The organism is Prevotella sp. Sow4_E9_plate, from assembly GCF_052116205.1.
In the GTDB taxonomy this organism is placed as follows: domain Bacteria; phylum Bacteroidota; class Bacteroidia; order Bacteroidales; family Bacteroidaceae; genus Prevotella.
The window spans coordinates 15,151-40,650 of record NZ_JBQKLN010000010.1 but is presented as its reverse complement, the minus strand read 5'-3'; the positions used below and the strand labels follow the sequence as shown (position 1 = coordinate 40,650).

Below are 25,500 nucleotides of genomic sequence, written 5' to 3'. Positions count from 1 at the left end.
TTGCAATCCGTCGTTAAAATTGTCCTAACCTCTTTGTGCCTTTTGTGTTCAGGGGATTTGCAATCCCCGGTAATCGGTTCTGGCTCATTTGTTATTGGGGGATTACAAATCCCCCGTTTTCATAGGTCGAATTTTTTTTTACGGCGGATTTCAAATCCGCCGGGACGGGTAAAATCTGCGTTATCTGCGAAATTTGCGTGACTTTAAAAAACAGCAAGGATGTTCCGATGATTTTTCCGTGCGTAATCGCCTTTGACAAAAAAATCCCGGCACTTCTCACGAAGAGCCGGGATAAGATGACTTTTTAAACTACAGGGAATGCTAACAATAAACAAACCCTTATTTTTTCCTTTATTATGTCTCAGACTTAATTATGCCTTGCCTTCCATCTGAGCCTTGAGCTTAGCAAGTGCATCGATGTCACCGAGTGATGTGCTAGCTGCTACGTTGTTGATTGTAGGAGCATCGCTCTTGCGGCCACCGTTGCTGTGCTTGCGTGCTGGCTTAGATACAGGCTCGTCCTTACCCTCCTCGAATGTACGAGAGTGAGAGAGGATGATGCGCTTTGTCTCCTTAACGAACTCGATTACCTTGAAGTCGAGCTCCTCGCCCTTCTTAGCCATTGAGCCGTCAGCCTTTGTGAGGTGCTTTGGAGTAGCGAAGCCTTCGCCACCCTCGTTGAGAGCAACTACAGCACCCTTATCCATCATATCGATAATCTTACCAGTGTGAACAGAACCTGGAGTGTAGATTGTCTCATACTCATCCCATGGGTTCTTCTCCAACTGCTTGTGACCAAGGCTCAAGCGACGGTTCTCCTTATCGATTTCGAGAACTACTACATCGAGAGTTGCACCAACTGCTGTGAACTCTGATGGGTGCTTGATCTTCTTTGTCCAAGAGAGGTCAGAGATGTGGATCAAACCATCAACACCTTCCTCGAGCTCTACGAAGATACCGAAGTTAGTGAAGTTGCGAACCTTAGCAACGTGCTTGCTGCCTACAGGGAACTTAGTATCGATAGTTTCCCATGGGTCTTCCTTGAGCTGCTTGATACCAAGGCTCATCTTGCGCTCAGCACGGTCGAGAGTCAGGATAACAGCCTCTACATCGTCGCCAACCTTCATGAAGTCGTTAGCAGAACGGAGGTGCTGGCTCCAAGACATCTCAGAAACGTGGATCAAGCCCTCTACACCTGGAGCAATCTCAACGAATGCACCGTAGTCAGCCATAACCACTACCTTACCCTTCACGTGATCACCAACCTTGAGGTTTGGATCAAGAGCATCCCATGGATGTGGAGTGAGCTGCTTCAAACCGAGAGCGATACGCTTCTTCTCCTCATCGAAGTCGAGGATAACAACATTGATCTTCTGGTCGAGAGAAACAACCTCGTGTGGATCGCTTACGCGGCCCCAAGAGAGGTCTGTGATGTGGATCAAACCGTCTACGCCACCAAGGTCAACGAATACACCGTAAGTAGTGATGTTCTTAACGGTACCTTCGAGGATCTGACCCTTTTCGAGCTTGCCGATGATCTCTTTACGCTGCTGCTCCAACTCCTGCTCGATGAGCGCCTTGTGAGAAACAACAACGTTGCGGAACTCCTGGTTGATCTTTACAACCTTGAACTCCATTGTCTTGCCTACGAATACGTCGTAGTCGCGTATAGGATGAACGTCGATCTGGCTTCCTGGCAAGAAAGCCTCGATACCGAAGACGTCAACGATCATACCGCCCTTAGTGCGGCACTTGATGTAACCCTGGATGATCTCCTCGTTCTCGAGAGCAGCGTTAACACGCTCCCAAGACTTGCTGAGGCGAGCCTTCTTGTGAGAGAGTACCAACTGACCCTTTACGTCCTCCTGGTTCTCTACGTAAACCTCTACCTTGTCGCCTACCTTGAGGTCTGGGTTGTAACGGAACTCAGAAGCTGGGATGATACCGTCGCTCTTGTAGCCGATGTTTACGATAACCTCTTTCTTATCAACAGAGATTACTGTACCCTCTACTACCTGGTGCTCAGTTACCTTGTTCAATGTTTCGTCATAGGCCTTCTCGAGGTCCTCTTTGCTGACGCCTGCGTTTGTACCCTGCTCAAACTCTTCCCAATTGAAGTCGTCGAGTGGCTGTACGTTCTTGAAATTTGACATAAAAATTAATTAAAAATTTAAATTTAATAAAGTTTGACTTTATGTGAATTATATAAAAACGGCTGCAAAATTACTCATTTTCTTTGATTTACAAGCGTTTATCTCCACTTTTCTTTCTTCTGTTAATGATATTTAACTAAAAAGGCTCTCTTTCCCTCTCTGCCGGATGCCTTTCGCCAGCTTTTTTCCTTATGGAACCGTTAACAATAAATAATGTATACATCTATTAATGATTACTTTCATTTTGTGCGCACACAGTCGGCTTTTTGTTTCATTTGCATGAAATTTGCGTTAAATACATTAAAAAAAAAACTCGAAATGCTTGTGATATCAAATAATTTGTTACCTTTGCCATTGAATTAGTAATTATGAAAATAATGATTTAACAGTAGAGAATATGACGCTGGTCATCCTTACCATATTAGTGCTTGCCTACGTGCTCATTGCAACTGAGAACGTGACCAAGGTGAACCGTGCTGCCGTGGCTATCTTTGCCGGAACGGTGGGATGGGTGCTATTTGTGTGCTTTGGTATGGACTTCGTTACCAGCGAGCATCTGGCTGACTATTCCCGGTTCCTCCATCTCGGAGATGCCGATTCCACCAGCACTACTGTCAAGTACTACATCTCCCGCAACATCTTCCTCCCTTGGGTGGGCAGGGCAGCTGAAATCGTGCTGTTCCTGCTGGCTACGATGACCATCGTGGAGATTCTCAGCAACAATGGCTGCTTCGACTTCGTAAGACAGCTGTTGCGCACCCGCAGCAGCAAGAAGATGCTATGGACGCTCGCCATCGTTACTTTCCTGATTTCAATCAACCTCGATAACCTGACCACTACCGTGATGATGCTTACTATGATGCACGCCATCATACCTAGCCGCCGTCAGAGAATGATCTATGGCAGTGCCATCCTCCTGGCTGCCAACTGTGGCGGAGCACTCACCGTGATAGGTAATCCTGAAGGACTGGTGCTCTGGAATTCCGGAGCCGTCACAGCCACCGTCTTCTCTTTCTCCCTGCTTCTCCCTTGTCTCGCTGCCTGGCTCATCCCGACGGCGATGATGATGCGCATGCTGCCGGAGAGGGTAGACAGCGAATGGATCGTGATGCCTTATAGAGGCGATGATACAAGACTCAACGCATGGCAGAGACAGCTGATGCTCTTCGTGGGTATCGGCGGACTCTGGTTTATCCCTACATTCCATAACATCACCAAGCTCAGTCCGTTCCTGGGCGCATTGTGCGTGCTCAGCATCCTGTGGATTGTGAACGAAATCTTCAACCGCAAGCTCATGAACATGGATGCGATGGTGGAACGTCGCACCCCTAGAGTGCTGCAATATGGCGTGATACAGATGATTCTCTTCGTGATGGGAATAATAATGGCTGTTGGCGTAGTGAAGGAATCAGGCGCCTTCGACGACCTGATGAACCTGCTGGGCTGGGGAGAGGAGCGCCCTAACGTATGGCTGCACGGCATTGCTGCAGGCGTACTGAGTACCGTGCTCGACAACTTTGCCACCGCCATGAACTTCTTCTCACTGCACGACGTTGTGGGACTGGGCGACCCATCCATGGTCCTGGATTCAAACTACAGCACCAACGGACTCTACTGGCAGGTAGTAGCCTACTGCGTGATGGCAGGCGGCAACGTATTGGGCATCGGAACCATCAGCGGCCTTGCCCTGATGAAGATGGAACACATGCACATGGGCTGGTTCTTCCGCAACATCGGCTGGAAGGCTCTCGTGGGTGGCGTGGCAGGACTCGCTATCCTCTGGCTCTCCCATACCCTGATGGGCGGAACCATGTACCTGATGATTTAAACCATATCTGAAGAAGAAAAAGGGGATGGAAACACGCATCCCGAAGATGAAAAGGACAATTGGATCTAAGAGAAAAACAGAAAAAATAAACTATTAATAAATTTATCATATATATATAATAAGGTAATATAGTTATGGCAAAGATTAAGACTATAGGAATTTTGACTTCTGGAGGTGATGCTCCAGGTATGAACGCAGCAATCCGTGCTGTGACCCGTGCGGCCATCTACAACGGATTCAACGTGAAGGGTATTTACCGTGGCTATGACGGTCTCATCAATGATGAAATCGTACCATTCACTACAGAGAACGTGAGCGGTATCATCGGTACCGGAGGTACGATACTGAAGACAGCCCGTTCCAAGGAGTTCATGACCGAGGAAGGACGCCAGAAGGCTTTTGAGAATATCCAGAAAGAGGAAATAGATGCGCTCGTTGTCATCGGAGGTAACGGTTCGCTTACCGGAGCGATGAATTTCGCAAGTGAGTTTGATATCTGCTGTATCGGATTGCCTGGTACCATCGACAACGACCTCTACGGCACTGACAATACCATCGGATATGATACAACCATGAACACCATCGTAGAGTGCGTGGACCGTATCCGTGATACGGCACAGAGCCACGAGCGTATCTTCTTCATCGAAGTGATGGGACGAGATGCCGGCTTCCTGGCTCAGAACTCAGCCATCGCCAGCGGTGCAGAGGCTGCCATCATCCCAGAGGACTCTACCGACGTAGACCAGTTGGCACAGTTCATGGAGCGTGGTATCCGCAAGTCAAAGAAGAGCTGTATCGTCATCGTGTCAGAGAGTCCTAAGTGTGGTGCGCTCTATTATGCAGACCGTGTACGCAAGGAGTTCCCTGAGTTCGACGTACGTGTATCTATCCTGGGTCACCTGCAGCGTGGCGGCCGTCCATCAGCCCGTGACCGCATCCTTGCCAGCCGTACCGGTTGCGGTGCCATCGAGGCAATCATGCAGGGTCAGCGCAACGTGATGATAGGCGTGCGCAACAACGAGGTGGTATACGTACCGCTTTCAGAGGCCATCCGTTCAGACAAGCCGTTCGACCGCAAGCTCATCAAGGTTCTCGACGAGTTGAGTATCTAAAAGAGACGGGTTGAGTATCGCGAAAAGGCGGTTGGGTATCCGAAAGAAGGATTCCTAATTTGAAAATTGTCTTAAACGGTACAAATGTGGTTTAATAAGGTATAAAAACCGTATAAAACCATAAAAAGATTTGCGGTTTTCATAAATTATTGTTACTTTTGCCGCCGGGAATTGAGAGAGCGGAGCCATGGGCGAGGTTCGTCAGTTCCCGGGCAAAACAGGGGCGAAGCCACTAGGCGAATCTCCCCACTATCTACTTGGTCAAGAAAGAAGCTGATACAACTCCTATTCCTGATTTCGAGCGAATAGAACAATAGAAAAATAATATAAAAAATAATCTTTAAATTAATAAGCTTATGTCACAAATTAACGGACGCATCTCGCAGATCATCGGTCCGGTTATCGACGTTTACTTCGATACCAAGGGCGAGAATCCTGAGAAGGTGCTTCCTAAGATCTACGAAGCTCTGAAGGTGAAACGCCCAGACGGACGCGAACTGGTCATAGAGGTGCAGCAGCACATCGGTGAGGACACAGTGCGCTGCGTTGCTATGGACAACACCGACGGCTTGCAGCGTGGCTTGGAGGTTGTCTCTACAGGCAATCCTATCGTCATGCCGGCAGGTGAGCAGATCAAGGGCCGTATGATGAATGTCATCGGACAGCCTATTGATGGTATGAAAGAATTGGACATGAAGGGCGCTTATCCTATCCACCGCGAAGCTCCTAAGTTTGACGAACTGTCAACCCACAAGGAGATGCTTGCTACCGGTATCAAGGTCATCGACCTGCTCGAGCCTTACATGAAGGGTGGTAAGATTGGTCTTTTCGGTGGTGCCGGTGTAGGTAAGACCGTGCTCATCATGGAGTTGATCAACAACATTGCCAAGGGACACAACGGATACTCTGTATTCGCAGGTGTAGGTGAGCGTACCCGTGAGGGTAACGACTTGATTCGAGACATGCTCGAGTCTGGCGTTATCAAGTATGGTGAGAAGTTCAGAAAGGCAATGGACGAAGGTAAGTGGGATCTTTCTCTCGTAGACCCAGAGGAGCTGGCAAAGAGTCAGGCTACCCTGGTATACGGACAGATGAACGAGCCACCTGGGGCACGTGCTTCAGTAGCGCTTTCAGGACTGACCGTTGCCGAGGAGTTCCGTGACCACGGAGGCAAGGACGGTGAGGCAGCAGATATCATGTTCTTCATCGACAACATCTTCCGTTTCACCCAGGCTGGTTCTGAGGTTTCTGCGTTGCTCGGTCGTATGCCATCAGCCGTAGGTTATCAGCCAACACTGGCTTCTGAGATGGGTGCCATGCAGGAGCGAATCACTTCTACCAAGAACGGTTCCATCACTTCCGTGCAGGCTGTATACGTTCCTGCCGACGACTTGACCGACCCTGCTCCAGCTACCACCTTTACCCACCTGGATGCTACCACAGAGCTTTCCCGTAAGATTGCCTCTCTCGGTATCTATCCTGCTGTAGACCCACTGGGTTCAACCTCTCGTATCCTCGACCCACTGATTGTGGGCAAGGCTCACTACGATTGTGCACAGCGAGTAAAGCAGTTGCTGCAGCGTTACAACGAGTTGCAGGATATCATCGCCATCCTCGGTATGGATGAACTTTCGGATGAGGATAAGTTGACCGTGAACCGTGCACGTCGTGTACAGCGTTTCCTGAGTCAGCCATTCACCGTAGCCGAGCAGTTTACCGGTCTGAAGGGTGTGATGGTTCCTATCGAAGAGACTATCAAGGGCTTCAACGCCATCCTTGACGGCGAGGTAGACGACCTGCCAGAGCAGGCATTCCTCAACGTAGGTACTATCGAGGATGCGAAGGAGAAGGCTAAGCAGTTGCTCGCAGCAGCACAGGCGTAATCTTTAAATCCACGGCTTATGTTACAGCTAAAGATAGTATCTCCTGAGAAAGTAGTCTTCCAGGGTGAGGTGGAGAGCGTACTGGTTCCGGGAACCCTCGGCTCGTTCGAGATTCTCAAAGACCACGCACCTATCATCTCTTCGCTCGAAGTGGGCAAGGTAGAGTATACCACCAAGGAAGGCAAGCAGGCAATGAACATCAAGGGCGGATTCGTGGAATGTAAGAAAAACGAAGTAAGCCTTTGCGTAGAAGTTTAGATTAATTAATAATTGATAATTAACAATTAATAATTATATATTGTACATTGTCAATTATACATTATACTTAGAACAATGGAAAAAGAAGAAAAGTTGCGCTTGCAGACTATCAGACAGGCGAGTATCAGGTATAAGCAGATTTCTTTGTGGCTTACAGCAGCAGTGGCTCTTGCCGTGCTCTTTGCCTGTAGGGTTTCTGCCTTATGCGATGATATTCTGCCACGGGTTGTTAACCCGCTGGTAGTGAGTGCGATATTCTCGCTCGTTGCAAGTACTGCTTATGGTGAAGCCTGGAAGGCTGTGGCTAAATCATCTCCCGCCAATCTCGCCAAGTTCTACCTGGCGGCATTGGTCTTGAAGCTGATGGCCGGTACACTGGTGTTCCTCATCTACGTGCTGGTATGCGACAGGCAGAACATCCTGGGATTCACTGCCATCTTCGCCCTGTTCTATGTAGTGCTTCTCGTGTTCGACTGCATCTACTTCGCTCGGGTAGAGAAAAAGAACCGTCTTTCATAAGCGGTTCTGAAACAAATAATTAACTGAACTTTCGCATATAGGGAAGTTAAGTGAAGTTAGGGAAGTTAGCAGGAAGTTAAGGGACACATGTCCTACGTTTTACGCTAGAAGACTATTGTCCCTTAACGTCCAGAACGACCGTAGGGAGTGATAACTTCTTTAACTTCAATCAATTCCCTCACTTGCGAATAATTAATAAACAAAAGTAAGAATTAAAGAATATGAAACATCTCAAGCAATTCCTCTTGATGGCGATGCTGCTCTTCACGCTGGCACCTGTGCAGGTATCGGCCAAGGAAGACATCGACGTGAAAGAGATATTGTGGGGTCATATCAAGGATTCTTATGAATGGCATATCACTAAGGTGGGAGATCATCCCGTAGTGATTCATCTGCCTATCATCGTGAAGAGCTCAACGGGCTGGCACGTCTTCTGCAGCAGCCAATTCTCGGAAGAGAAGGATGCCAACGGAGACCGTCCGGGACCATTCAACCTCGTCATCAAGAACGGTGATGCACAGACGAATCCCAACAAGATAGTAGAGAAGGTGGGAGGTCAGGAGGTTCGTCCTCTCGACATCTCCATCACGAAGACCGTTTGCGTGCTCTTCATCGACGCTATCATCCTGTTGCTCTGCATCCTGATACCAGCCAGCTGGTGCAGGAAGCACAAGGTGGATGACCCTGCACCAAAGGGATTTACAGGACTGATGCACATGTTCGTCATGTCGGTATATGACGATGTGATCCAGGCTACACTGGGTAAGGAAGCCCCTAAGTATGCACCATGGCTGCTTACTTGCTTCTTCTTCATCTTCGTGGCCAACATCATGGGTATCGTACCATTCCCTCCAGGTGGTGGTAACCTGACAGGTAATATCGCCTGCACCGCATTCTTCGGTGTGACGACCTTCCTGATCACCAACTTCACCGGTACGAAGGAATACTGGAAGGACATCTTCTGGCCAGAAGTACCAACCTGGCTGAAGGTTCCAGTGCCATTGATGCCATTCATCGAGCTTTTCGGTATCTTCACGAAACCGTTGGCTTTGATTATCCGACTCTTCGCCAACATGATGGCGGGTCACGCCATCGCACTTTCGTTTGCGGCTATCATTTTCATCATGTTCAACATCAGTGAGAATGCTATCGCCAACTATGTGGCAGGTACGGGTATGACAGCAGTAAGTATTGCGATGAGTGTCTTCATGATGCTCCTCGAAGTATTGGTAAGCTACATTCAGGCATTGGTATTCACCATGCTGAGTGCAGTATTCATCTCGCTGGCTCATGTAAAGTCTCATGAGGCTGAGCCAGAGGTTGCTTAATACATTGAACTTTGAAGTTTGAACTTTATGAGAAGTTTGAACATTGGACTTCATGATTTGATGTAGAGGCAAAATTTCAATTAAACAATAAATAAAGAAAATATTAACAACTTAAATTATAAGATTATGTTATCACTTTTATTAGCAGCAGAGATTGCAAAGTTGGGTGCCGCAGTAGGTGCAGGTTTGGCCGCTATTGGCGCAGGTATTGGTATCGGTCGCATTGGTGGCCAGGCTATGGATGCTATGGCACGCCAGCCAGAGAAGATGGGTGACCTCCGTTCTTCTATGATTATTGCAGCTGCGTTGGTTGAGGGTGTTGCGTTCTTCGCTGTCATCATCGCCATCTTGGCAATCGTTATGTAATCATCTCATATGTCACTATCATCAGCCCCGGATCAAGGATATCCTCCAGAGTTTCTGCCGGATTCTGAAGCCGGGGTAGGATAGAGACTATTCTAGAGTTAGTTAAAATAAAAACGTTTAAGTAAAACTTTAACCAGTATATATGGATTTATTGATTCCTGATAGCGGTTTGCTCTTTTGGATGACAGTCGTTTTTCTGATTGTCTTCGTCATCTTGAGAAAGGCTGGTTTCGGAGCCATCGTCAAGATGGTGACCGAGCGCAAGGCCTTCATCGACGAGAGCCTGAAGAAAGCTCACGAGGCCAACGAGAAGCTTGCCAATATCCAAAAAGAAGGTGAATCCATCTTGCAGGAAGCGCGCGAGAAGCAGGCTGCCATCCTCAGAGAGGCTGCCGAAACACGCGACGCCATCGTAGAGAAAGCACAGAATAAGGCTCGCGAAGAGGGAGCAAGACTCCTCTCTGACGCCAAGGCACAGATTGATTCGGAGAAGCAGAACGCCATTCGCGAAATCCGCGGTCAGGTGGCTGAACTCTCTGTTCAGATTGCTGAGAAGGTGCTCAAGGCTAAGCTCTCTGACGACAAGGCACAGATGGATATGATAAATCGACTGCTGGACGAGGTTTCTTCTGACAACAAATAGTAAAGCTTATGGATATAGGTGTAATATCGGTGCGTTATGCCCGTGCCCTCATCAAGAGCGCACTCAGCATGAAGCTCGAAGATCAGGTCTACCAGGAGATGCAGACGCTCTACAAGAGCTACATCGACGTGCCTGAACTGAGATTTACGATAGACAACCCTATGCTCTCTAAAGACAAGAAGCAGGCGCTTCTCACCACAGCCCTGGGCAACAACCCATCCGAGCTGAGCAAGAAGTTCATCGCACTCGTTCTGAAGGAGGATAGGGAGAGCACCCTGCAATTCATGGCTGCTTCGTATATCACTCTTTACAGGAAACAGAAGAACATCATCCGCGGTAAGCTGATCACCGCCACTGCCGTTGACGCCTCTACTGAGGATAAGATGCGCAAGATGGTGGAGCAGAGAACGCAAGGTACTGTGGAGTTCAAGACTGAGGTGAACCCGGATATCATCGGTGGTTTCATCCTTGAGTATGATACTTACAGAATGGATGCGAGCGTAAAGACTAAGCTCAACAACATTCTGACACAGCTCAAAAAGTAATTTTTTTGAGTAGTTAAGAATTTAAGAAGTTAAAGGAGTTAAGACAACACCTTTATCCTGATAAAACAGGAGGACTTCTTAATAATGAGAGAAACTGGATATAAGATAAGCTATTGTCTTAACTCCTTTAACTTCTTTCAACTCCTTAACTCCTCATTTAACAATTAAAATAAATAAACAATGTCAGATAAAATTAAACCAAGTGAAGTGTCTGAAGTTCTTCAGCAGCAACTGCAGGAGGTGAATAGCTCTGAAAAGTTTGATGAGGTCGGTACTGTTCTCACCGTCAGCGATGGTGTGGCACGTATCTACGGACTCCGCAACGCAGAGGCTAACGAACTTCTTGAGTTCGAGAACGGCACTATGGCGATTGTCATGAACTTGGAGGAAGACAATGTAGGTTGTGTCCTCTTAGGTCCTACTGCTGGCATCAAGGAGGGACAGAGCGTGAAGCGTACACACCGTATCGCTTCTATCCGCGTAAACGACAACTTCCTCGGACGTGTCGTAAACCCTCTGGGTCAGGCTATTGATGGTCTGGGTGACATCGACCTTACTGATGCCTTCGAAATGCCATTGGACCGCAAGGCTCCTGGTGTTATCTATCGCCAGCCAGTGAAGGAACCACTTCAGACAGGTTTGAAGGCTGTAGACTCTATGATTCCTATCGGTCGTGGACAGCGTGAGTTGATCATCGGCGACCGCCAGACCGGTAAGACTGCCATCGCAGTGGATACCATCATCAACCAGAAGAGTTTCTATGAGGCTGGCAAGCCAGTATATTGTATCTATGTAGCCATCGGTCAGAAAGCTTCTACCGTTGCTGCATTGGTACAGAACCTTAAGGAGCATGGCGCCCTGCCATATACCATCATCGTAAGTGCTACCGCTGCCGATCCAGCTGCGATGCAGTACTATGCACCATTTGCCGGTGCAGCCATCGGTGAGTATTTCCGCGACCGCGGTTACTCAGCTCTCGTAGTATACGATGACTTGAGTAAGCAGGCTGTGGCTTACCGTGAGGTATCCCTGATCCTCCGCCGTCCATCCGGACGTGAGGCTTACCCTGGTGATGTCTTCTATCTCCATTCTCGTCTGTTGGAGCGTGCAGCTCGTATCAACGACCAGCAGGAGGTAGCCGAGCAGATGAACGACCTTCCAGAGTGCATGAAGGGTCACGTTAAGGGTGGCGGTTCCTTGACAGCCCTCCCTATCATCGAGACACAGGCTGGTGACGTATCAGCATACATCCCAACCAACGTGATTTCCATCACCGACGGTCAGATTTTCCTTGAGACCAACCTCTTCAACCAGGGCTTCCGTCCAGCTATCAACGTAGGTATCTCCGTATCCCGTGTAGGTGGTTCTGCCCAGATCAAGAGTATGAAGAAGGTGGCTGGTACACTGAAGATTGATATGGCTCAGTATCGTGAGCTGGAGGCCTTCTCCAAGTTCTCTAGCGATATGGATGCCGTAACAGCAATGACACTGGACCGTGGCCGTAAGAACGACCAGTTGCTGGTTCAGCCTCAGTACCGCCCAATGCCGGTAGGCGAGCAGGTAGCTATCCTCTATTGCGGTGTGCACGGATTGATGCACGACGTGCCAATGGACAAGGTTCGCGAGTGCCAGGATCTGTTCCTCGACGCTATGCGCAGCCAGCACGCCGATGTGATTCAGACTTTAGGCGATGGTAAGCTCACCGACGAGGCCATTAAGGCAGTCGAGGAGACCATGGCTAATGTTGCAGGACAATATAAAGCGTAATAGCCTATGCCGTCGTTAAAAGAGATTAAGACTCGCATCGCCAGCGTCAACAGTACACGTAAGATTACGAGTGCCATGAAGATGGTGGCTTCGAGCAAACTGCATCATGCACAGGTGGCTATACAGAACATGCTGCCTTACGAGAATATGCTGGAACATATCCTCAAGAGCTTCCTGGTGAGTACTCCGAATGTGGACCATGAGTTGCAGGTGGAGCACAAGGAAACCAAGCGAGTGGCTCTCGTGGTTTACAGTTCCAACAGCAGCTTGTGCGGTGGATTCAATTCCAACGTCATCAAGATGATGATGCATGCGGTGGACGAGTATAAGGCTCAGGGCATTGACGACATCACGGTTTATCCTATCGGAAGAAAGGTGGCTGAGAAAACACAGAAGCTGGGACTCAAGATTGGCGGCAACTTCATGGATCTTGCCGATCATCCTAATTCAAGCGCATGTGCCGACATCGCCAGTAATCTTGCCAAGCAGTATGCGGCTGGCGAACTCGACAAGGTGGAGATGATCTATCACCACTTCAAGAGTGCCGGCTCGCAGATTCTGACCCGCAAGACCTTCCTGCCTATCGACCTCAGCACAGAGGCAATAGGAGGGGATAACGACAGAGATCTCACCTCTAATGTGGTTACAGCTAAGGCGCAGGAGTATCTACGCAAGAAACAGGCTGAGGAGAATGAAAGAAAGACTTCAGAGGCTAAACCTCTGAACGATGACTTCATCGTGGAGCCAGACTTGGAGACCGTTCTCGGTGTATTGATTCCTAAGCAGCTGCATCTCATGCTCTTCACAGCCTTGCTGGACAGTCAGGCGAGTGAGCATGCTGCCCGCATGGTGGCCATGCAGACCGCTACGGATAATGCCGATGAACTCTTGCGCGAACTCAACTTGCAGTACAACAAGAGTCGTCAACAGGCCATTACCAATGAATTGCTTGATATTGTGGGAGGTAGCGTAAACAACTAAGTTTCCTTCCATCTGTATAATGTTTAATCGGGGTAAATCACTTATTGAAAGAGATTTACCCCGATTTTATGTTTTGTATGCAAACAAAACAGTAAAATTAACAAATATTAGGAAAATACTAAAAAAAACTAATTTTATCTAAAGTAGCGCTAACATTCTTTCGTTTTTTTTTTTTTGTTAACTTTGCGGCGCGTTTGAGAACTAAACCAGAAAATATGAGGCTTAGTTACCCAAATGGGATTGCGGGTACAGCATCGCCTGGATCAGGGTTGCTCCGAACGACAGAAGCTTTACGGGAAGTATACTGTCTCAATCTCCTTGCTGCTTGTGACGACTTGTTTCGACATAAGGGGGAAGAGAAAATGTGTCTGTATAAGAATACTTAAAATGAAAGAATGGACAATTCAATAAAAGATATCTATCATTCTCTAAGCATACAAGCCGGGACTCTTGGCGAACCAGCCAAGACAGAGGCATCATGGTATGCCATGCGCGTGTACATGAACAAAGTGGCGCTTTGCCGAGACCAGTTCAACCTTTTCAACAACGTGCTTAAGGATCCTGACCAGATGATAAACACATTCCCCGAAGATATGATGGGCGATGTGATGGAATATTACGCCCCCTTCGTAAAAGAGAGACTAGTAAACAGCCAAGGCAAGAAGATTGTGGTGGAGCGCCCACTCATACCCTCGCTTTTCTTCATGCGCAGCAACAAGCTACAGGCACTATGCCTGGAGCGGGAACTGCGTGGCAAGGCAAGGCTATATCGCCAGCTGGTGGACTTCGACCCACAGCCCATCGCCATTCCCAAGCGACAGATGCAGATGTTCATGATGGTATCGTCGGGCGACCAGAAGGGGCTGGAATATTTCGAGGACGGAGCCTTCAACTGGAAGAAAGGAGAACGTGTCAGGGTCATCGACGGCAGGTTCAAAGGTCTGGAGGGCGAAATCAAGCGCATCAATGGCGACCATCGCCTCATCGTGTCGATAGACGGGGTCTGTGCCGTCGCCACCACCTATATACCAAGATGTTTTCTAGAAAAAATATAAAATTATATGAAATATCGTAATTCATTGCTTTCTGGAGCTTTTTGTACGGGACTTCTTGTCCTGTCTGCTTGTGGAACCCCACAACAAATAGCTTATTTCCAGGATTTTAACCAAAATCCTGACACGCTAATCAATCTGAAAAGTGCGGTGATCACCGCCAAGCCAACAGATAAACTCTACATCGGAGTGAAGAGCAAGGATCCACAGATCACACAGCTCTTCAGCCTTACGGGAACCGCCACCAGCTACTCTACGTCGACCATCGCCAAGGATGCCTATTATTATACGGTAGACAGCAAGGGCAACATCGACTTCCCTGTGCTGGGCACCCTGCATGTGGCAGGCCGTACCCGAGAGCAGATTGCCGAGGGAATCAAGAAACTTCTTGTGGATCGCAACTTGGTGAAGGATCCCGTTGTGACTGTCAGCCTGACAAATCTCCACTATTCGGTGATTGGTGAGGTGGCACGCCCTGGACAGTATGAAATCGAGGACGAGAAAGTAACCATTCTCGATGCCCTCAGCAAGGCAGGCGACCTGACCATCTATGGTACCCGCGAAGACGTGATGGTGCTGCGCCAGGAAAACGGTCACCAGAAGATATACAAGATCAATCTCTGCTCGGGAAACAGCGTGTTCAACAGTCCGGTATATTACCTGCAACAGAACGACGTGGTTTACATCAGCCCCAACGAGACCAAGGCTCGCCAGAGTACGGTCAATGGCAACAATGTCAGGAGCACGGGCTTCTGGATTAGCCTTGCCTCACTTGCCACCAGCGTGGCGGTACTTATCAAGAAATAATGTAACTGAACTTTCGCATATCAGGAAGTTAAAGGAGTTATCACTCCCTACGGTCGTTCGGGAAGTTAAGAGACAATAGTCTCCTAGCTTAAACTTAGGACATTTGTCCCTTAACTTCCCTCTAACTTCCCTTAACTTCCCTACATGCAAAAAAACAACTTTCAAATTCAATGATTCAGAATAATCAAGCGACGATGCAGAATGCTCTGGTTCGTCGCCCCCAGCAGGCAGATGACTTCATTCGTCTGCAAGACTTAATGTATCTGTGCCTTGTGCGCTGGCGATGGTTTGTCATCTCGCTCGTCGTCACCCTGGGCATAGCCACTTATTACCTCCTCTCCACGCCGGGTGTCTATCAGCGCACGGCATCCATCCTCATCAAGGAAGACGGCAAGAGCCAGAGCATCAACAGCGATGTGGCCAGTATGTTCTCCGACATGGGACTCTCGGGAGGCAAGTCGAACGTCAACAACGAGTTGATTGCCATCCAGTCGCCAGCCGTCTTGCTGGAGGCAGGCAAGCAGCTCAAACTCGACGTAAACTACAGTGAAGACGGTACCTTCCATCCTGTGGCTCTCTATGGCAGAACGCTGCCTGTAACCGTTCATTTCTATAGCTTGAACGATATGCAGAGCGCCAATTTGGATGTAGAAGTAAAGCATGGCAACCTGTTTTCCATCGTACATGTGAGTGGCACCGACAAGGCTGGAAACCAAGTGGAATCGGACGAGGAGGTACAGGGCAAGCTGGGCCAGACCGTCCGCACGGCGATGGGCCATGTATGCGTAGACCTGGCACCGGGCTATTCAGCCTTCATCAATGGACATGAGAGCAGGAAACTGCATGTAACCCGCACCAACCTCTATGCCATGACCGACCATATCAAGGCGTCGCTCTCGGCAAGCATCAGCGAGGAGAAGGCAACAGTCATCGACCTGACCTATAAGGACCAGATCACCCAGCGCGCCGAGGACGTGCTGAACACCATCATCTCCGTATACCGCAAGAACTGGATGGAGGACAAGAACCAGATGACCGTCTCTACCTCCCATTTCATCACCGATCGCCTGGGCGTCATCGAGCGGGAACTGGGCGACGTAGACAAGGACATCTCCTCGTTCAAGAGCCGCAATCTGCTGCCCGACGTAGAGACCGCCGCACAGCAATACATGCAGAAGAGCGGCGACGTAGACAAGCAGATACTCGAGCTGAACTCACGCCTCTCCATGGCACGCTACCTGCGCGACTTCCTGACGGGCAAGGTGGGCAAGAACCAGCTCCTGCCAGCCAATATCGGCATCGACAGCCCGGGCATCGAGCAGCAGATTACCGAATACAACAAGCAGCAGCTGGAGCGCAACAACCTGGTGGCTAACTCCAGCGAGCAGAACCCATTGGTGGCTGACTATGACCAGAACCTCGCCTCCATGCGCCATAGCATCGTGACCAGTATCGACAACTTCGTGGTGACACTCAACTCGCAGCTTGGCAACCTGCAGGCAAACGAGGCGCAGACCACCAGCCAGATAGCCAGCAACCCTAGCCAGGCAAAGTACCTGCAAACAGTGGGTCGCCAGCAGAAGGTGAAGGAGGCGCTCTACCTCTTCCTCTTGCAGAAGAGAGAGGAAAACGAGCTTTCCAAGGCTTTCACCGCCTACAACACCCGCATCATCACCCCTCCTACGGGCGACACCAAGCCCGTGCAGCCTGTGCGCCGCAACATCATCCTCGTGGCTTTCGTTCTCGGAGTCCTGATACCTGTGGTAGTCATATTTATCCGTGAGAACATGAATACGACGGTGAGGGGCAGAAACGACCTCAAGAACATCACCATACCATTCCTCGGTGAGATACCATACAGCATCAGTCGCAAGAACAGACCAACTCTTCTGCAGCGCATCCAGTTCTGGAAGAAGCCGAAGGAGACGCGACAGATTGTGGTGAAGGCAGGCAAGCGCGACATCGTGAACGAGGCGTTCCGCGTGCTGCGCACTAACCTGGAGTTCATGATAGGCACCCATCCCGAGCAGAACGTCATCATCCTTACGTCTTTCAACATAGGCTCGGGCAAGACTCATCTGGCAGGCAACATCGCCATGTCGCTCGCCATCAAGGAGAAGAAGGTGCTCGTCATCGATGGTGACCTCCGCCATGGTTCCACATCCATGCTCGTGGGCAGCCCTGGCGAGGGACTCAGCGACTATCTCAACGGCAGGACCGATGACCTGAAGGGTATCATCTGTCATGGCGAGGAGTATGGACTGGTGGAGGGCTTCGACGTGCTGCCTATCGGTACCATGCCGCCTAACCCTACGGAGCTCCTCTTCACCGACCGTCTGGGCGAGATGATCAGGCAGGTGAGGGCTGAGTACGATTATGTGTTCATCGACTGTCCACCAGTGGAAATCGTGGCAGATACCCAGATTATAGAGAAACTTGCCGACCGCACCATCTTCGTGGTACGCTCGGGCTTGATGCAGCGCAGTTTGCTGGGCGACCTCGAGCAGCTCTACAAGGACAAGAAATTCAAGAATATGTCGCTCATTCTGAACGGAACCAAGGCTCAGGGCGGCCGCTACGGCCACTATTATCGCTATGGCTACCACTATGGCTATGGCTACGGCTACCACTACGGCTCCGACAAGAATGGGGAGGTGCAAAATAGGAAAGTAGGAAATTGGATAAAAGAATAGAAAAATATGAATATATTCCGTGAGGCGTTCCGTTGGATTTGCAATCCGACGGCAAGCAGGAAAGCACCATCAGAGAGACTCCCCGGCGGCATCGACTGGCACTGCCACATCCTGCCCGGCGTGGACGACGGATTTCAAGAGGTAAAGAAGTCGTTGGAAATGTTGTGCCTTTACGAAGGCGCAGGCATGAGGGATGTCTGGCTTACGCCTCATATTATGGAAGACGTACCCAACGGGACCACCCATTTGCGCCAAGTATTTGCCGACTTCCAGAAACAATATCAGCAGGACTTCGCCGAGCGAAACCCTGCTGACAGAAAAATGCTCCGGCTGCATCTCGCAGCCGAAAATATGCTAGATGCGCTCTTCGAAAAGCGCCTGAAGGCAAACGACCTGTTGCCGCTGGGCGAGGATGGCAAGCTCCTGTTGGTGGAGACGAGCATCTTCTCTGCCCCGATGAATTTTCATGCCCTCCTGGAGCGCATCAAGAACAAGGGCTACACGCCCGTGCTTGCCCATCCTGAGCGCTACCTCTATATGGAGAAGCGCGACTACGAGAAGCTCAAGTTGATGGGCATCAAGTTCCAGCGAAATGCGTTCTCGATAGATGGGCAGTATGGCAAGAAGGTGCAGAAGCGATGCAAGTGGCTCATGAAGCACGATATGTACGACTTCGTGGGCAGCGACATGCATCGCCTCAGCATCTACTGGCGATACTGGTAGAATTAGAACTTAAGGTTTAGGTTTGATTACTGGGAATTTACTGGCAGCTCTGTACGCAGAATGCGCTAGCTACGGCGGTAAGTACGGTGATGATGAAATTGATCACCTTCTTGATGGTTTCTTTCTTCATAGTTCAAATTTAACATTTAACATTCAACATTAAGCATTCCACATTAAAGTGGAAATTTTTTCGCTGCATCGAAGCAAGGACACTCCTTAGGAGTCGTTCCCGGCAAGTCGCGGTGCCCTACAATCTGCGCCTGTGGAAACGTGATTTTGAGCTTGCGCAGCAGATTCCACATCGCGTCATACTGGGCGCGGGTCAGGGTGTCGGCAGGACGGCCCTCGTCATCCAGCCCGCCCTCGTAGCAGATGCCGATGGAGCAGCGGTTGTAGGGGCGGGCATGTGAGCCCACCTCCAACAGCTTTCTGAACTGCGTGATGCTTCCGTCCTTGTGTACATAGAAGTGGTAGCCCACGGTGCGGAATCCACGCTTCTTGTGGTCGCGCATCAGTTGCTTGTCGGTGTAGTTACGGTCGGCACGTGTTGCCGAGCAATGAATTACGAGAAAACGGACGCTCAGAGGTGAGTCCATCATCTCGCCGTTCTCAGTGTAGGCGAGCAGGAGATGCTCATTGAGCACCTCCTCGCCGCCAATCGTCATCGGAAATCGATCTTGTGTCATTTTCGGTCAATTGATTTTAAAAACTAGTTAAGGGGATTTGCAATCCCAGTTAAGAGATAACGGGGATATGCAATCCCAGTTACTACAGTCCTACTTCTCCCGAATCGCTGCCTGGGTTAGTGGTGGAGCCAGAGCCTGAGTCGCTCTTGTCTGTACTTTCCGGTGGCGTAGTCGTTCCGGAGTCGGTGGTGGAAGACTTCTTTTTCTTAGCACCATACTTCTTCAAGTTGGCGTCGAGGTTGAGATTCACGTAGCGGAAGTCGCCCGTGGCGCGGGCTTTCATTCTCACTCCTTCGATGTTCTTAGATACGGTGAAGTCGTCGGCGTTCTCTGCACCCATCTTGTTCTTGATGCTGATGTAGAAGATGGCGAGGTTGTCCAGCTTTACATTCTTGCCCATGAGCAGGAGCTCCTTGATGTGGGTCACGGCATCGATGAGGATGCCCTTGATGGTCCCGGCTGAGAATGGAGAGTTGTGACCATGCATGTGGTCGGCGAGCTCATCGAGATCTACAGTTTCACTTACGTGGGGCTTGGCGTAGTACTTGCCATAAGCCTTCACGTTCTTCTTGTTGTTGTTCTTCTTCAAATCGTACTCAATCATAAGGCTAATAAATTGTTTTATGGTTCGTGTTTCATGTATTAAAGCGCTGCGCAGTGCTTGGTTCTTGTTTACGGTTGCAAAGATACGACTTTCAGAAGAGGCTTCTGTACGATAGGGGTGAGATAGGGATACGATGGGGCATAAAACTGGAAAACTCAGTATTATGGCTCGCCCAGATACTCATAGATGAGTAGCGTCTGGCGCATGGTGAAGGTCTTCGCCAACCGTTCGTAGCCCTCTCTTTGCAGGGCCTCAAGCAGGGGCGGACAGTGGTTCACCATCCGCATCAGGTGGTTTAGTGCCACGTGTTTCGACTGCTCCGGAAAGTAGAGCTTGGCAAGCTCGTATTTCTTGTATATCTTGATCTTCATATAGAATTGACTTTTATGAGAACCGCGGTAATGATACTTAGCGTTTCTCTTGATGATACTTAGCGTTGCTGGCAATGCTGGTTAGCACTTGCCAGAACGCTGTTTACTGTTGGTCAGAACCATTCTGGCTATCCGTGGCTACGGCTCTGTACGGTTTCAGGTACGTTTCTGCGCATTCGTTTGGACTGCAGATCGCCTCGGTGTTGATTTCTCCCGGATTCTTCTCTATCACGAGCCATCCGTTGCCTTTGGCGCGGTGTACCTTCTTGAATCCCAGTCGCTGCATCACGGCGCTCAGGTTCTGGTGACTCATGTTGCGGCTCAGGGCGGGACTTCCGCCTATGCGCTCCATGATTTCCGATGAAAAGCGGAACTTTACATATTGAGGGTCGGTGTCTGATTTCGGCACCTTGTAGAAGCGCAGTATCTGGTCTTCCATGAAGTTGGAAACCATGAACATGCTGTTGTGCTCCCTCATCACGTCTATGTCGGCGGTGGTGAGCCAGTATACCCATCCCTCTTCCTGGTTCTTCACCCGATTGGTTACCTCTTGTCCCAGAGCTACAGCCTGGGCATAGACGTGCTGGTAGTCGATGGGTGTCTCCCTAGGGCTCTCGATATTGTCTACGAACCATGGTGAGTAGCGGCGGTTCTCCTCGTCGGTGATGATCTGTATGCTGTTGCTGGTGCCACAGAGGGCACCACGGTGCAGCAGTTCCGAACGATACTTGTCGTAGGGTCGGCGGATGGAGAACACCAGCTTGGTGACGTTGCTCTTGAGGGCGCTCAGCCCCTTGCCGAAGGTAGACTCCAGCTCGTCGAGGCATATGAGTGCCTTGCTTGAGAAAGCCTCCATGAAGTCCTTGTCGGTATAGTTGGCGGTTGACTCGTTGATGAAGTACTGGCGCAGGCATGGTGGCAGGATATAATAGAAGAATGTGGTTTTGTTGATGCCACCCCTCCCGATGAATATCAGGATGGTCTGGCTCACCACTCTCGGCGATACCCATGCCACCACCATCGATACGAGCCATTTCTTGAAGAAGTATCTGAACTCTTCCTGCGAGTGGTGGTAGCCAGGGCAATAGTTGATGGTTACCCGGTTGGCAAGCTCGTCGATGTAGTCGGTCTTTCCGTCCCATTTGGGCAGACTCCTGAGATATTCGTCGAAGGGATCCCAAGGCTCGCTGAAGTCGCTGTTGATGATGGCGTGCAGCTTGATGGCGCTCACTTCGAGTCCCATCTCGTCCATCTGGGTCCAGAAGGTGTTCTCTATGTTGTCGTCGATCCGGGTCCACTTATGGTATTTGCCTTTGATTATATCGCGGCTCAGCACCTCGTGAAATCCCGTCACCTCATTGTGGTGAAACTCGTATCTCATCGAGAGCCACTGCTTGATTACCTTGACGGTCGGCTTACCCGAGAAGCCTTCGCCTTTGCGGTAGAAGTGCCAGGTGCCTAGCTTGTCGGTGTGCTTGTAGCATGATTTCATCACGCTGTCAGCATCGGGATAGTCGGAACTGAAGTTGCTCTTGGCGTAGGCCATTGCCTCTTCCTTGTCTATGCCATAGCGCACGCACACCTTGCCGAAGTGGTGCACATACTCGTTGTGGGCACCGCTCTCAAACTTGTAGCCCCACGTGTCGAGTAGGTTCAGTATGTGCTGTGCTGCCTCGTCCATCGAGGGAACCCCCTTGCCCAGTGCCACCATCTTCTGGCTGTTTCGCTTGCGCTTGCTGGCACGTTTGGCATATTTCGCCTCGTTGGCCTTCTTGGTGTAGAGCGCCTTCAGGTCGTGGGTGTCCAGGCCGAAAGGCTCTGCGTCCCAATGGAAGTAGGCGGTAGGGTCGTGTGCGAGTCCGCACATCCGGGTGATGTCTGCACATTGCTCGTCGGCAGGCACGCCTAGCAACTTACTGTAATAGCTCATCGCCTTGCGTATGATCACATCGAAAAGTTCCAGTGCGGTCACCTCGTCGTCATCTATGGGCAGGTATCTGGAGATGATGCGCAGGCCCCGTTGGCTCACGGTGATGAACCTCATCATGGTATGAGGGTCGGCGTCCGCCTTCTGTACGACCTCCTTCATCTTTTCTGCAGGAATCTTGTCGATGTCCACGGCAATCATCTGGGTGGTCTTCACCACGTTGCGCAGTTCCTTGCCCCGTCCGTCCATGAGCACGGAGGTAGTGATGCCTGGCATCATCACCTTGGTTTGATGAGCGAGCTCGCTGCTGATGCGCATGTTCTTGCGGTAGTCTTCGGTACGAGCCTGGGTCATGGCGTCGAGGGTGATGATTCGCTGCAGTTCATCAAGACTGACGAGTTGTCTGCTTTCGCTGCAGGCGATAGCATAGAAGAAAGATGGTAATACCATTTCTTGTTTTTGTTGTTGTTCTGTTGTTGCCATTTTTAAGCAAATAATTATAAGTTTTTTTTAAATTGAATCATATTGATTCCGCTGCAAAGCTAAGCATAAAATTTGGCATTGAAATCAAAAAGTTCCGATTTTGGAACATAATATAAAATTATTTAAAATGTTTTTCAAAAAAATCAAAAGTGAAGTCATGGGAATCAAGGATTCCTACGACTACAGACGGGCATGATTTCTGTCCACAAGTGTTTTAATCTTTTAGTCCACAACGTGTTCTGGGCTATGCGTGAAGAACTGAAGGAAGACCGTTTTGAGGGTGGTCTTACCGAGGAGGAGAAGCATTGGGCTTCCACCAAGTCAGCCATCCGCAAGGAGTTCCAGCTGTCTGATGCGTATACCAAGAGTCTGGAGGCGATGGACCGTGATGTTTCCATCGACGACTACTGGGGCGCGATACGTTGGATGGAGTCGTTGGTTGGCGAGGCTCACAGAGACGAGCTGCTTCGTCTGATTGACGGGTTGCTGGAACCATTGTCGCCGAAATGATCGATTTTTAGATTAGCAAATTCAAGTTTCGCAAGCTCAGAAGTTAAAGGAGTTAAAGGAGTTATCGCTCCCTACGGTCGCAGAGGAGTTAAGACAACAGTCTTTTTGGCGTTGTTTTTAAGCAGCAAGACATACGTCTTAACTCCTTAACTTCCTTAACTCCTTTAACTTCCTGATATGCGAAAGTTCAGTTAGCAAACAAAGTGTGAAGTGTGAAGGGGGTATATGAACTTTAGCGTGAAAAGAGTGTTAAAAAGAAGGCATAACTATCTGATACCCTTTCTCTTTATCTTTTGCGCACGATGTATATACAAAAGTTCTTATACACCCCCTTCACACCCACCCAAACATATACCCCTATAAGGGGAACCGGAGGAAGCGTAAAAATCTGCGCAATCTGCGAGATCTGCGTGGTCCTCTTATCCTCGGCCGCAAAGAAATCTGTGTAAATCCGTGAATTGAAAATCGGCGGCTGAAGGGAGATTTGTCCTCCGGACCCACTGACCAGCGGGAAGTAAAGCCAAATCTGTGGGACTTCCCGATGTGTTAAAAACCGGAAATTCCTTGCCTATTTCAGATATTTCCCTTATATTTGCAGCGTGTAAACAATAAAGAAAGGAACAAAATTATGGAAGATGTCGTGAAAATAGCATCCTATATCAGCCAGCGCTACGAGCATCAATATGGTACTCGCATTGATGAGATGAAGCTACATAAGTTGCTTTATTTCACTCAGCGTGAATGCTTGGTTCAGTTAGGAGAACCCATGTTTGGAGCAAAATTCAAGGCATGGAAATATGGTCCTGTTATACTTGAAATTCGTCAGCACTATAAAGATAACTCATTAAGTTTTTCTCTATCCCGAGAAAGTCTCCAAAAATATCAAGGTGTCTTTGATAAGGTCTTTGAGCAGTATGCTCCCAAGCAGTCATGGAGTCTCAGTACTTTGAGTCATGGCGAATATTCTTGGAAGAAGGCGCGTGAGGGCTATTCACCCTACGATACATGTGATGTTGATATAGATTTGTCGGATATTCGCAAGGATGCAGAAAGAATCAATATCCGTAGATTCTTATTAGCCCAATACAAGGATTTTCAAATGTCAAGAGCATGAGAATAACTGAAGAACAAGAACGGATATTAGGATCCTTACATTGTGAAAGATTGTCCTCTAATGTTGATAATTTTAGATTGGTGGATGACTTTTATAATGGAAGGAATCCCAGTATTGTCAATACGCTGCAAAATGAGGCCTATGAGGATGATGCAAATCACCGAGTTGCTTATTATGTGGTTAAGAACAATTCTGGTGAAATATTGTTTTATTTCTCATTGAAGTGTGGCTTGTTGTATGATGAGTTTCTGGAAGGTGATCGACTCTTAGACATGAAAGCCTTTTATGAGCATATTTTTCAGTTGAGCAAAGATCCTTCATTGCAAGGAACAGATAAAGATGCGATCAATGCGATACTAGAAAAAGTAAGAACCAAGAAGGGATTGAAAAAACTGGAGGTAGCAAGAGCTCTTCATCTTTCTTTGGATTCAGAGGAACTTTTGAAAATCTTTGGTGAGAATAATAAGAACGTAGGTACCACTTTTGCAGGAGTAGAGATTGTGCATTTCTGTGCAAATGAAGCTCATCGTGATTTTTGGTATCAAACAGGGATACATCAGAAGTTAGGAACAGTTGTGTTTTGGCAATTCATAGTTCCTAAGATTCTTGATTTAATGGAAATTGTAGGTTGTGAGTATCTGTTTTTATTTGCAGCTGATTTATCTGAGGATGCCGACCTTGTAAACTATTATGTTGATAATTTAGAGTTTATTGATGCCAGTGAACATAGTGCAGCTACGCCGATGTATGATTTTGCCTGTCGTTTTTTGTGTCAGGAAACAAGTACATTACAAGAGCGAAGAACCAGTTTCTTTGAGCACTTCAATCCAGATGAGGAAGTTTAAATATTTGCAAATCGCCTTTCCACCCATGGCGGTCCCATCCCGCACAACATGGCGCAGGGCTTTGATGCCCCGCCAACTATAAAGCGTAGCGGTTCGAGCACCGAGTAGGGCGGTTTTCCTCTTCTTCCCTGAGGGGAGAAGACCGAGATGAGAGGTGGAGCCTTCTTTAATGGTAAAGAAGGACGGGATGATTTTAGAACAAAGGCACAGGCTCCGTTGGCTGACCAAAACTCTGGCAGAGTTATAGCGTCGCCAGCTACTTCATCTCTGAAATCTGTGGGACTTTTCCCAGACCGCACAGA

Annotated in this window: 24 protein-coding genes; 18 read left to right on the top strand and 6 right to left on the bottom strand. The window is 49.0% G+C overall.

Annotated elements, in window-relative coordinates; translation table 11 throughout:
- Window positions 1-371: 371 nt before the first annotated feature.
- Entirely contained in the window at window positions 372-2,153 is a 1,782-nt protein-coding gene (gene rpsA / locus ACTQ53_RS05795; protein WP_294971651.1) for a 30S ribosomal protein S1, read from the bottom strand.
- A 397-nt stretch (window positions 2,154-2,550) separates the two neighbouring features.
- Between rpsA and ACTQ53_RS05790 the strand changes: the two genes are divergently transcribed.
- The 15 genes from ACTQ53_RS05790 (at window position 2,551) to ACTQ53_RS05720 (ending at window position 18,658) form a co-directional block, all read left to right on the top strand.
- On the top strand, window positions 2,551-3,981 hold the full coding sequence (locus ACTQ53_RS05790) for an SLC13 family permease (protein WP_441932402.1): 1,431 nt from the start codon (window positions 2,551-2,553) through the stop codon (window positions 3,979-3,981).
- A 134-nt stretch (window positions 3,982-4,115) separates the two neighbouring features.
- Window positions 4,116-5,093, top strand: coding sequence for a 6-phosphofructokinase (gene pfkA, locus ACTQ53_RS05785; protein WP_294971656.1), 978 nt, complete (start codon window positions 4,116-4,118; stop codon window positions 5,091-5,093).
- 356 nt (window positions 5,094-5,449) lie between these two features.
- The gene (gene atpD / locus ACTQ53_RS05780) at window positions 5,450-6,976 is read left to right on the top strand and encodes a F0F1 ATP synthase subunit beta (RefSeq protein WP_153123500.1); all 1,527 of its coding nucleotides are present in this window, start codon (window positions 5,450-5,452) and stop codon (window positions 6,974-6,976) included.
- An 18-nt stretch (window positions 6,977-6,994) separates the two neighbouring features.
- Window positions 6,995-7,234 (top strand): ATP synthase F1 subunit epsilon, encoded by a 240-nt coding sequence (atpC, locus tag ACTQ53_RS05775; RefSeq protein WP_203038663.1) that lies wholly within the window; start codon window positions 6,995-6,997, stop codon window positions 7,232-7,234.
- Between the two features lie 75 nt (window positions 7,235-7,309).
- Entirely contained in the window at window positions 7,310-7,753 is a 444-nt protein-coding gene (locus tag ACTQ53_RS05770; protein ID WP_441932401.1) for a hypothetical protein, read from the top strand.
- A 221-nt stretch (window positions 7,754-7,974) separates the two neighbouring features.
- A complete protein-coding gene (atpB, locus tag ACTQ53_RS05765; RefSeq protein ID WP_441932400.1) occupies window positions 7,975-9,081 on the top strand; it encodes a F0F1 ATP synthase subunit A in 1,107 nt (368 codons plus the stop codon).
- Window positions 9,082-9,207: 126 nt separating this feature from the next.
- Window positions 9,208-9,447: an ATP synthase F0 subunit C gene (atpE, locus tag ACTQ53_RS05760; RefSeq protein ID WP_006846851.1), complete on the top strand. Its 240-nt coding sequence runs from the start codon at window positions 9,208-9,210 to the stop codon at window positions 9,445-9,447.
- Window positions 9,448-9,589: 142 nt separating this feature from the next.
- Window positions 9,590-10,090: a F0F1 ATP synthase subunit B gene (gene atpF / locus ACTQ53_RS05755; protein WP_441932399.1), complete on the top strand. Its 501-nt coding sequence runs from the start codon at window positions 9,590-9,592 to the stop codon at window positions 10,088-10,090.
- 8 nt (window positions 10,091-10,098) lie between these two features.
- The gene (locus tag ACTQ53_RS05750) at window positions 10,099-10,635 is read left to right on the top strand and encodes a F0F1 ATP synthase subunit delta (RefSeq protein WP_441932398.1); all 537 of its coding nucleotides are present in this window, start codon (window positions 10,099-10,101) and stop codon (window positions 10,633-10,635) included.
- Window positions 10,636-10,815: 180 nt separating this feature from the next.
- The gene (gene atpA, locus ACTQ53_RS05745; protein WP_294971670.1) at window positions 10,816-12,402 is read left to right on the top strand and encodes a F0F1 ATP synthase subunit alpha; all 1,587 of its coding nucleotides are present in this window, start codon (window positions 10,816-10,818) and stop codon (window positions 12,400-12,402) included.
- 6 nt (window positions 12,403-12,408) lie between these two features.
- Window positions 12,409-13,383 carry a F0F1 ATP synthase subunit gamma gene (locus ACTQ53_RS05740; protein WP_441932397.1) on the top strand — a complete coding sequence of 325 codons (975 nt, stop codon included), beginning with the start codon at window positions 12,409-12,411 and terminating at the stop codon, window positions 13,381-13,383.
- A 395-nt stretch (window positions 13,384-13,778) separates the two neighbouring features.
- Complete coding sequence (locus ACTQ53_RS05735; RefSeq protein WP_441932396.1) at window positions 13,779-14,438, top strand: UpxY family transcription antiterminator; 660 nt, start codon at window positions 13,779-13,781, stop codon at window positions 14,436-14,438.
- Window positions 14,439-14,444: 6 nt separating this feature from the next.
- Window positions 14,445-15,242: a polysaccharide biosynthesis/export family protein gene (locus ACTQ53_RS05730; protein WP_441932395.1), complete on the top strand. Its 798-nt coding sequence runs from the start codon at window positions 14,445-14,447 to the stop codon at window positions 15,240-15,242.
- A 170-nt stretch (window positions 15,243-15,412) separates the two neighbouring features.
- On the top strand, window positions 15,413-17,935 hold the full coding sequence (locus tag ACTQ53_RS05725) for a GumC family protein (protein ID WP_441932394.1): 2,523 nt from the start codon (window positions 15,413-15,415) through the stop codon (window positions 17,933-17,935).
- 6 nt (window positions 17,936-17,941) lie between these two features.
- Entirely contained in the window at window positions 17,942-18,658 is a 717-nt protein-coding gene (locus ACTQ53_RS05720) for a CpsB/CapC family capsule biosynthesis tyrosine phosphatase (protein WP_295348551.1), read from the top strand.
- 37 nt (window positions 18,659-18,695) lie between these two features.
- On the opposite strand, the gene ACTQ53_RS05715 is transcribed toward ACTQ53_RS05720, so the two are convergent.
- The 5 genes from ACTQ53_RS05715 to ACTQ53_RS05695 form a co-directional block, all read right to left on the bottom strand.
- The gene (locus tag ACTQ53_RS05715) at window positions 18,696-18,788 is read right to left on the bottom strand and encodes a smalltalk protein (protein ID WP_153073356.1); all 93 of its coding nucleotides are present in this window, start codon (window positions 18,786-18,788) and stop codon (window positions 18,696-18,698) included.
- A gap of 43 nt (window positions 18,789-18,831) precedes the next feature.
- Window positions 18,832-19,344: an N-acetylmuramoyl-L-alanine amidase gene (locus ACTQ53_RS05710; RefSeq protein ID WP_295348553.1), complete on the bottom strand. Its 513-nt coding sequence runs from the start codon at window positions 19,342-19,344 to the stop codon at window positions 18,832-18,834.
- Window positions 19,345-19,426: 82 nt separating this feature from the next.
- The gene (locus tag ACTQ53_RS05705; RefSeq protein WP_295348555.1) at window positions 19,427-19,948 is read right to left on the bottom strand and encodes an HU family DNA-binding protein; all 522 of its coding nucleotides are present in this window, start codon (window positions 19,946-19,948) and stop codon (window positions 19,427-19,429) included.
- Window positions 19,949-20,109: 161 nt separating this feature from the next.
- Entirely contained in the window at window positions 20,110-20,394 is a 285-nt protein-coding gene (locus ACTQ53_RS05700; protein ID WP_295348556.1) for a DUF4248 domain-containing protein, read from the bottom strand.
- A gap of 28 nt (window positions 20,395-20,422) precedes the next feature.
- A complete protein-coding gene (locus tag ACTQ53_RS05695) occupies window positions 20,423-22,729 on the bottom strand; it encodes a BT4734/BF3469 family protein (RefSeq protein ID WP_441932393.1) in 2,307 nt (768 codons plus the stop codon).
- 246 nt (window positions 22,730-22,975) lie between these two features.
- Here ACTQ53_RS05695 and ACTQ53_RS05690 point away from each other — a divergent pair, with 246 nt between their 5' ends.
- The 3 genes from ACTQ53_RS05690 (at window position 22,976) to ACTQ53_RS05680 (ending at window position 25,198) form a co-directional block, all read left to right on the top strand.
- The gene (locus ACTQ53_RS05690; protein ID WP_441932392.1) at window positions 22,976-23,239 is read left to right on the top strand and encodes a hypothetical protein; all 264 of its coding nucleotides are present in this window, start codon (window positions 22,976-22,978) and stop codon (window positions 23,237-23,239) included.
- Between the two features lie 628 nt (window positions 23,240-23,867).
- Window positions 23,868-24,353: a Panacea domain-containing protein gene (locus tag ACTQ53_RS05685; protein ID WP_119230289.1), complete on the top strand. Its 486-nt coding sequence runs from the start codon at window positions 23,868-23,870 to the stop codon at window positions 24,351-24,353.
- Window positions 24,350-25,198: a hypothetical protein gene (locus tag ACTQ53_RS05680; protein ID WP_441932391.1), complete on the top strand. Its 849-nt coding sequence runs from the start codon at window positions 24,350-24,352 to the stop codon at window positions 25,196-25,198. Before ACTQ53_RS05685 ends, ACTQ53_RS05680 begins: the two co-directional genes overlap by 4 nt.
- Window positions 25,199-25,500: the final 302 nt, after the last annotated feature.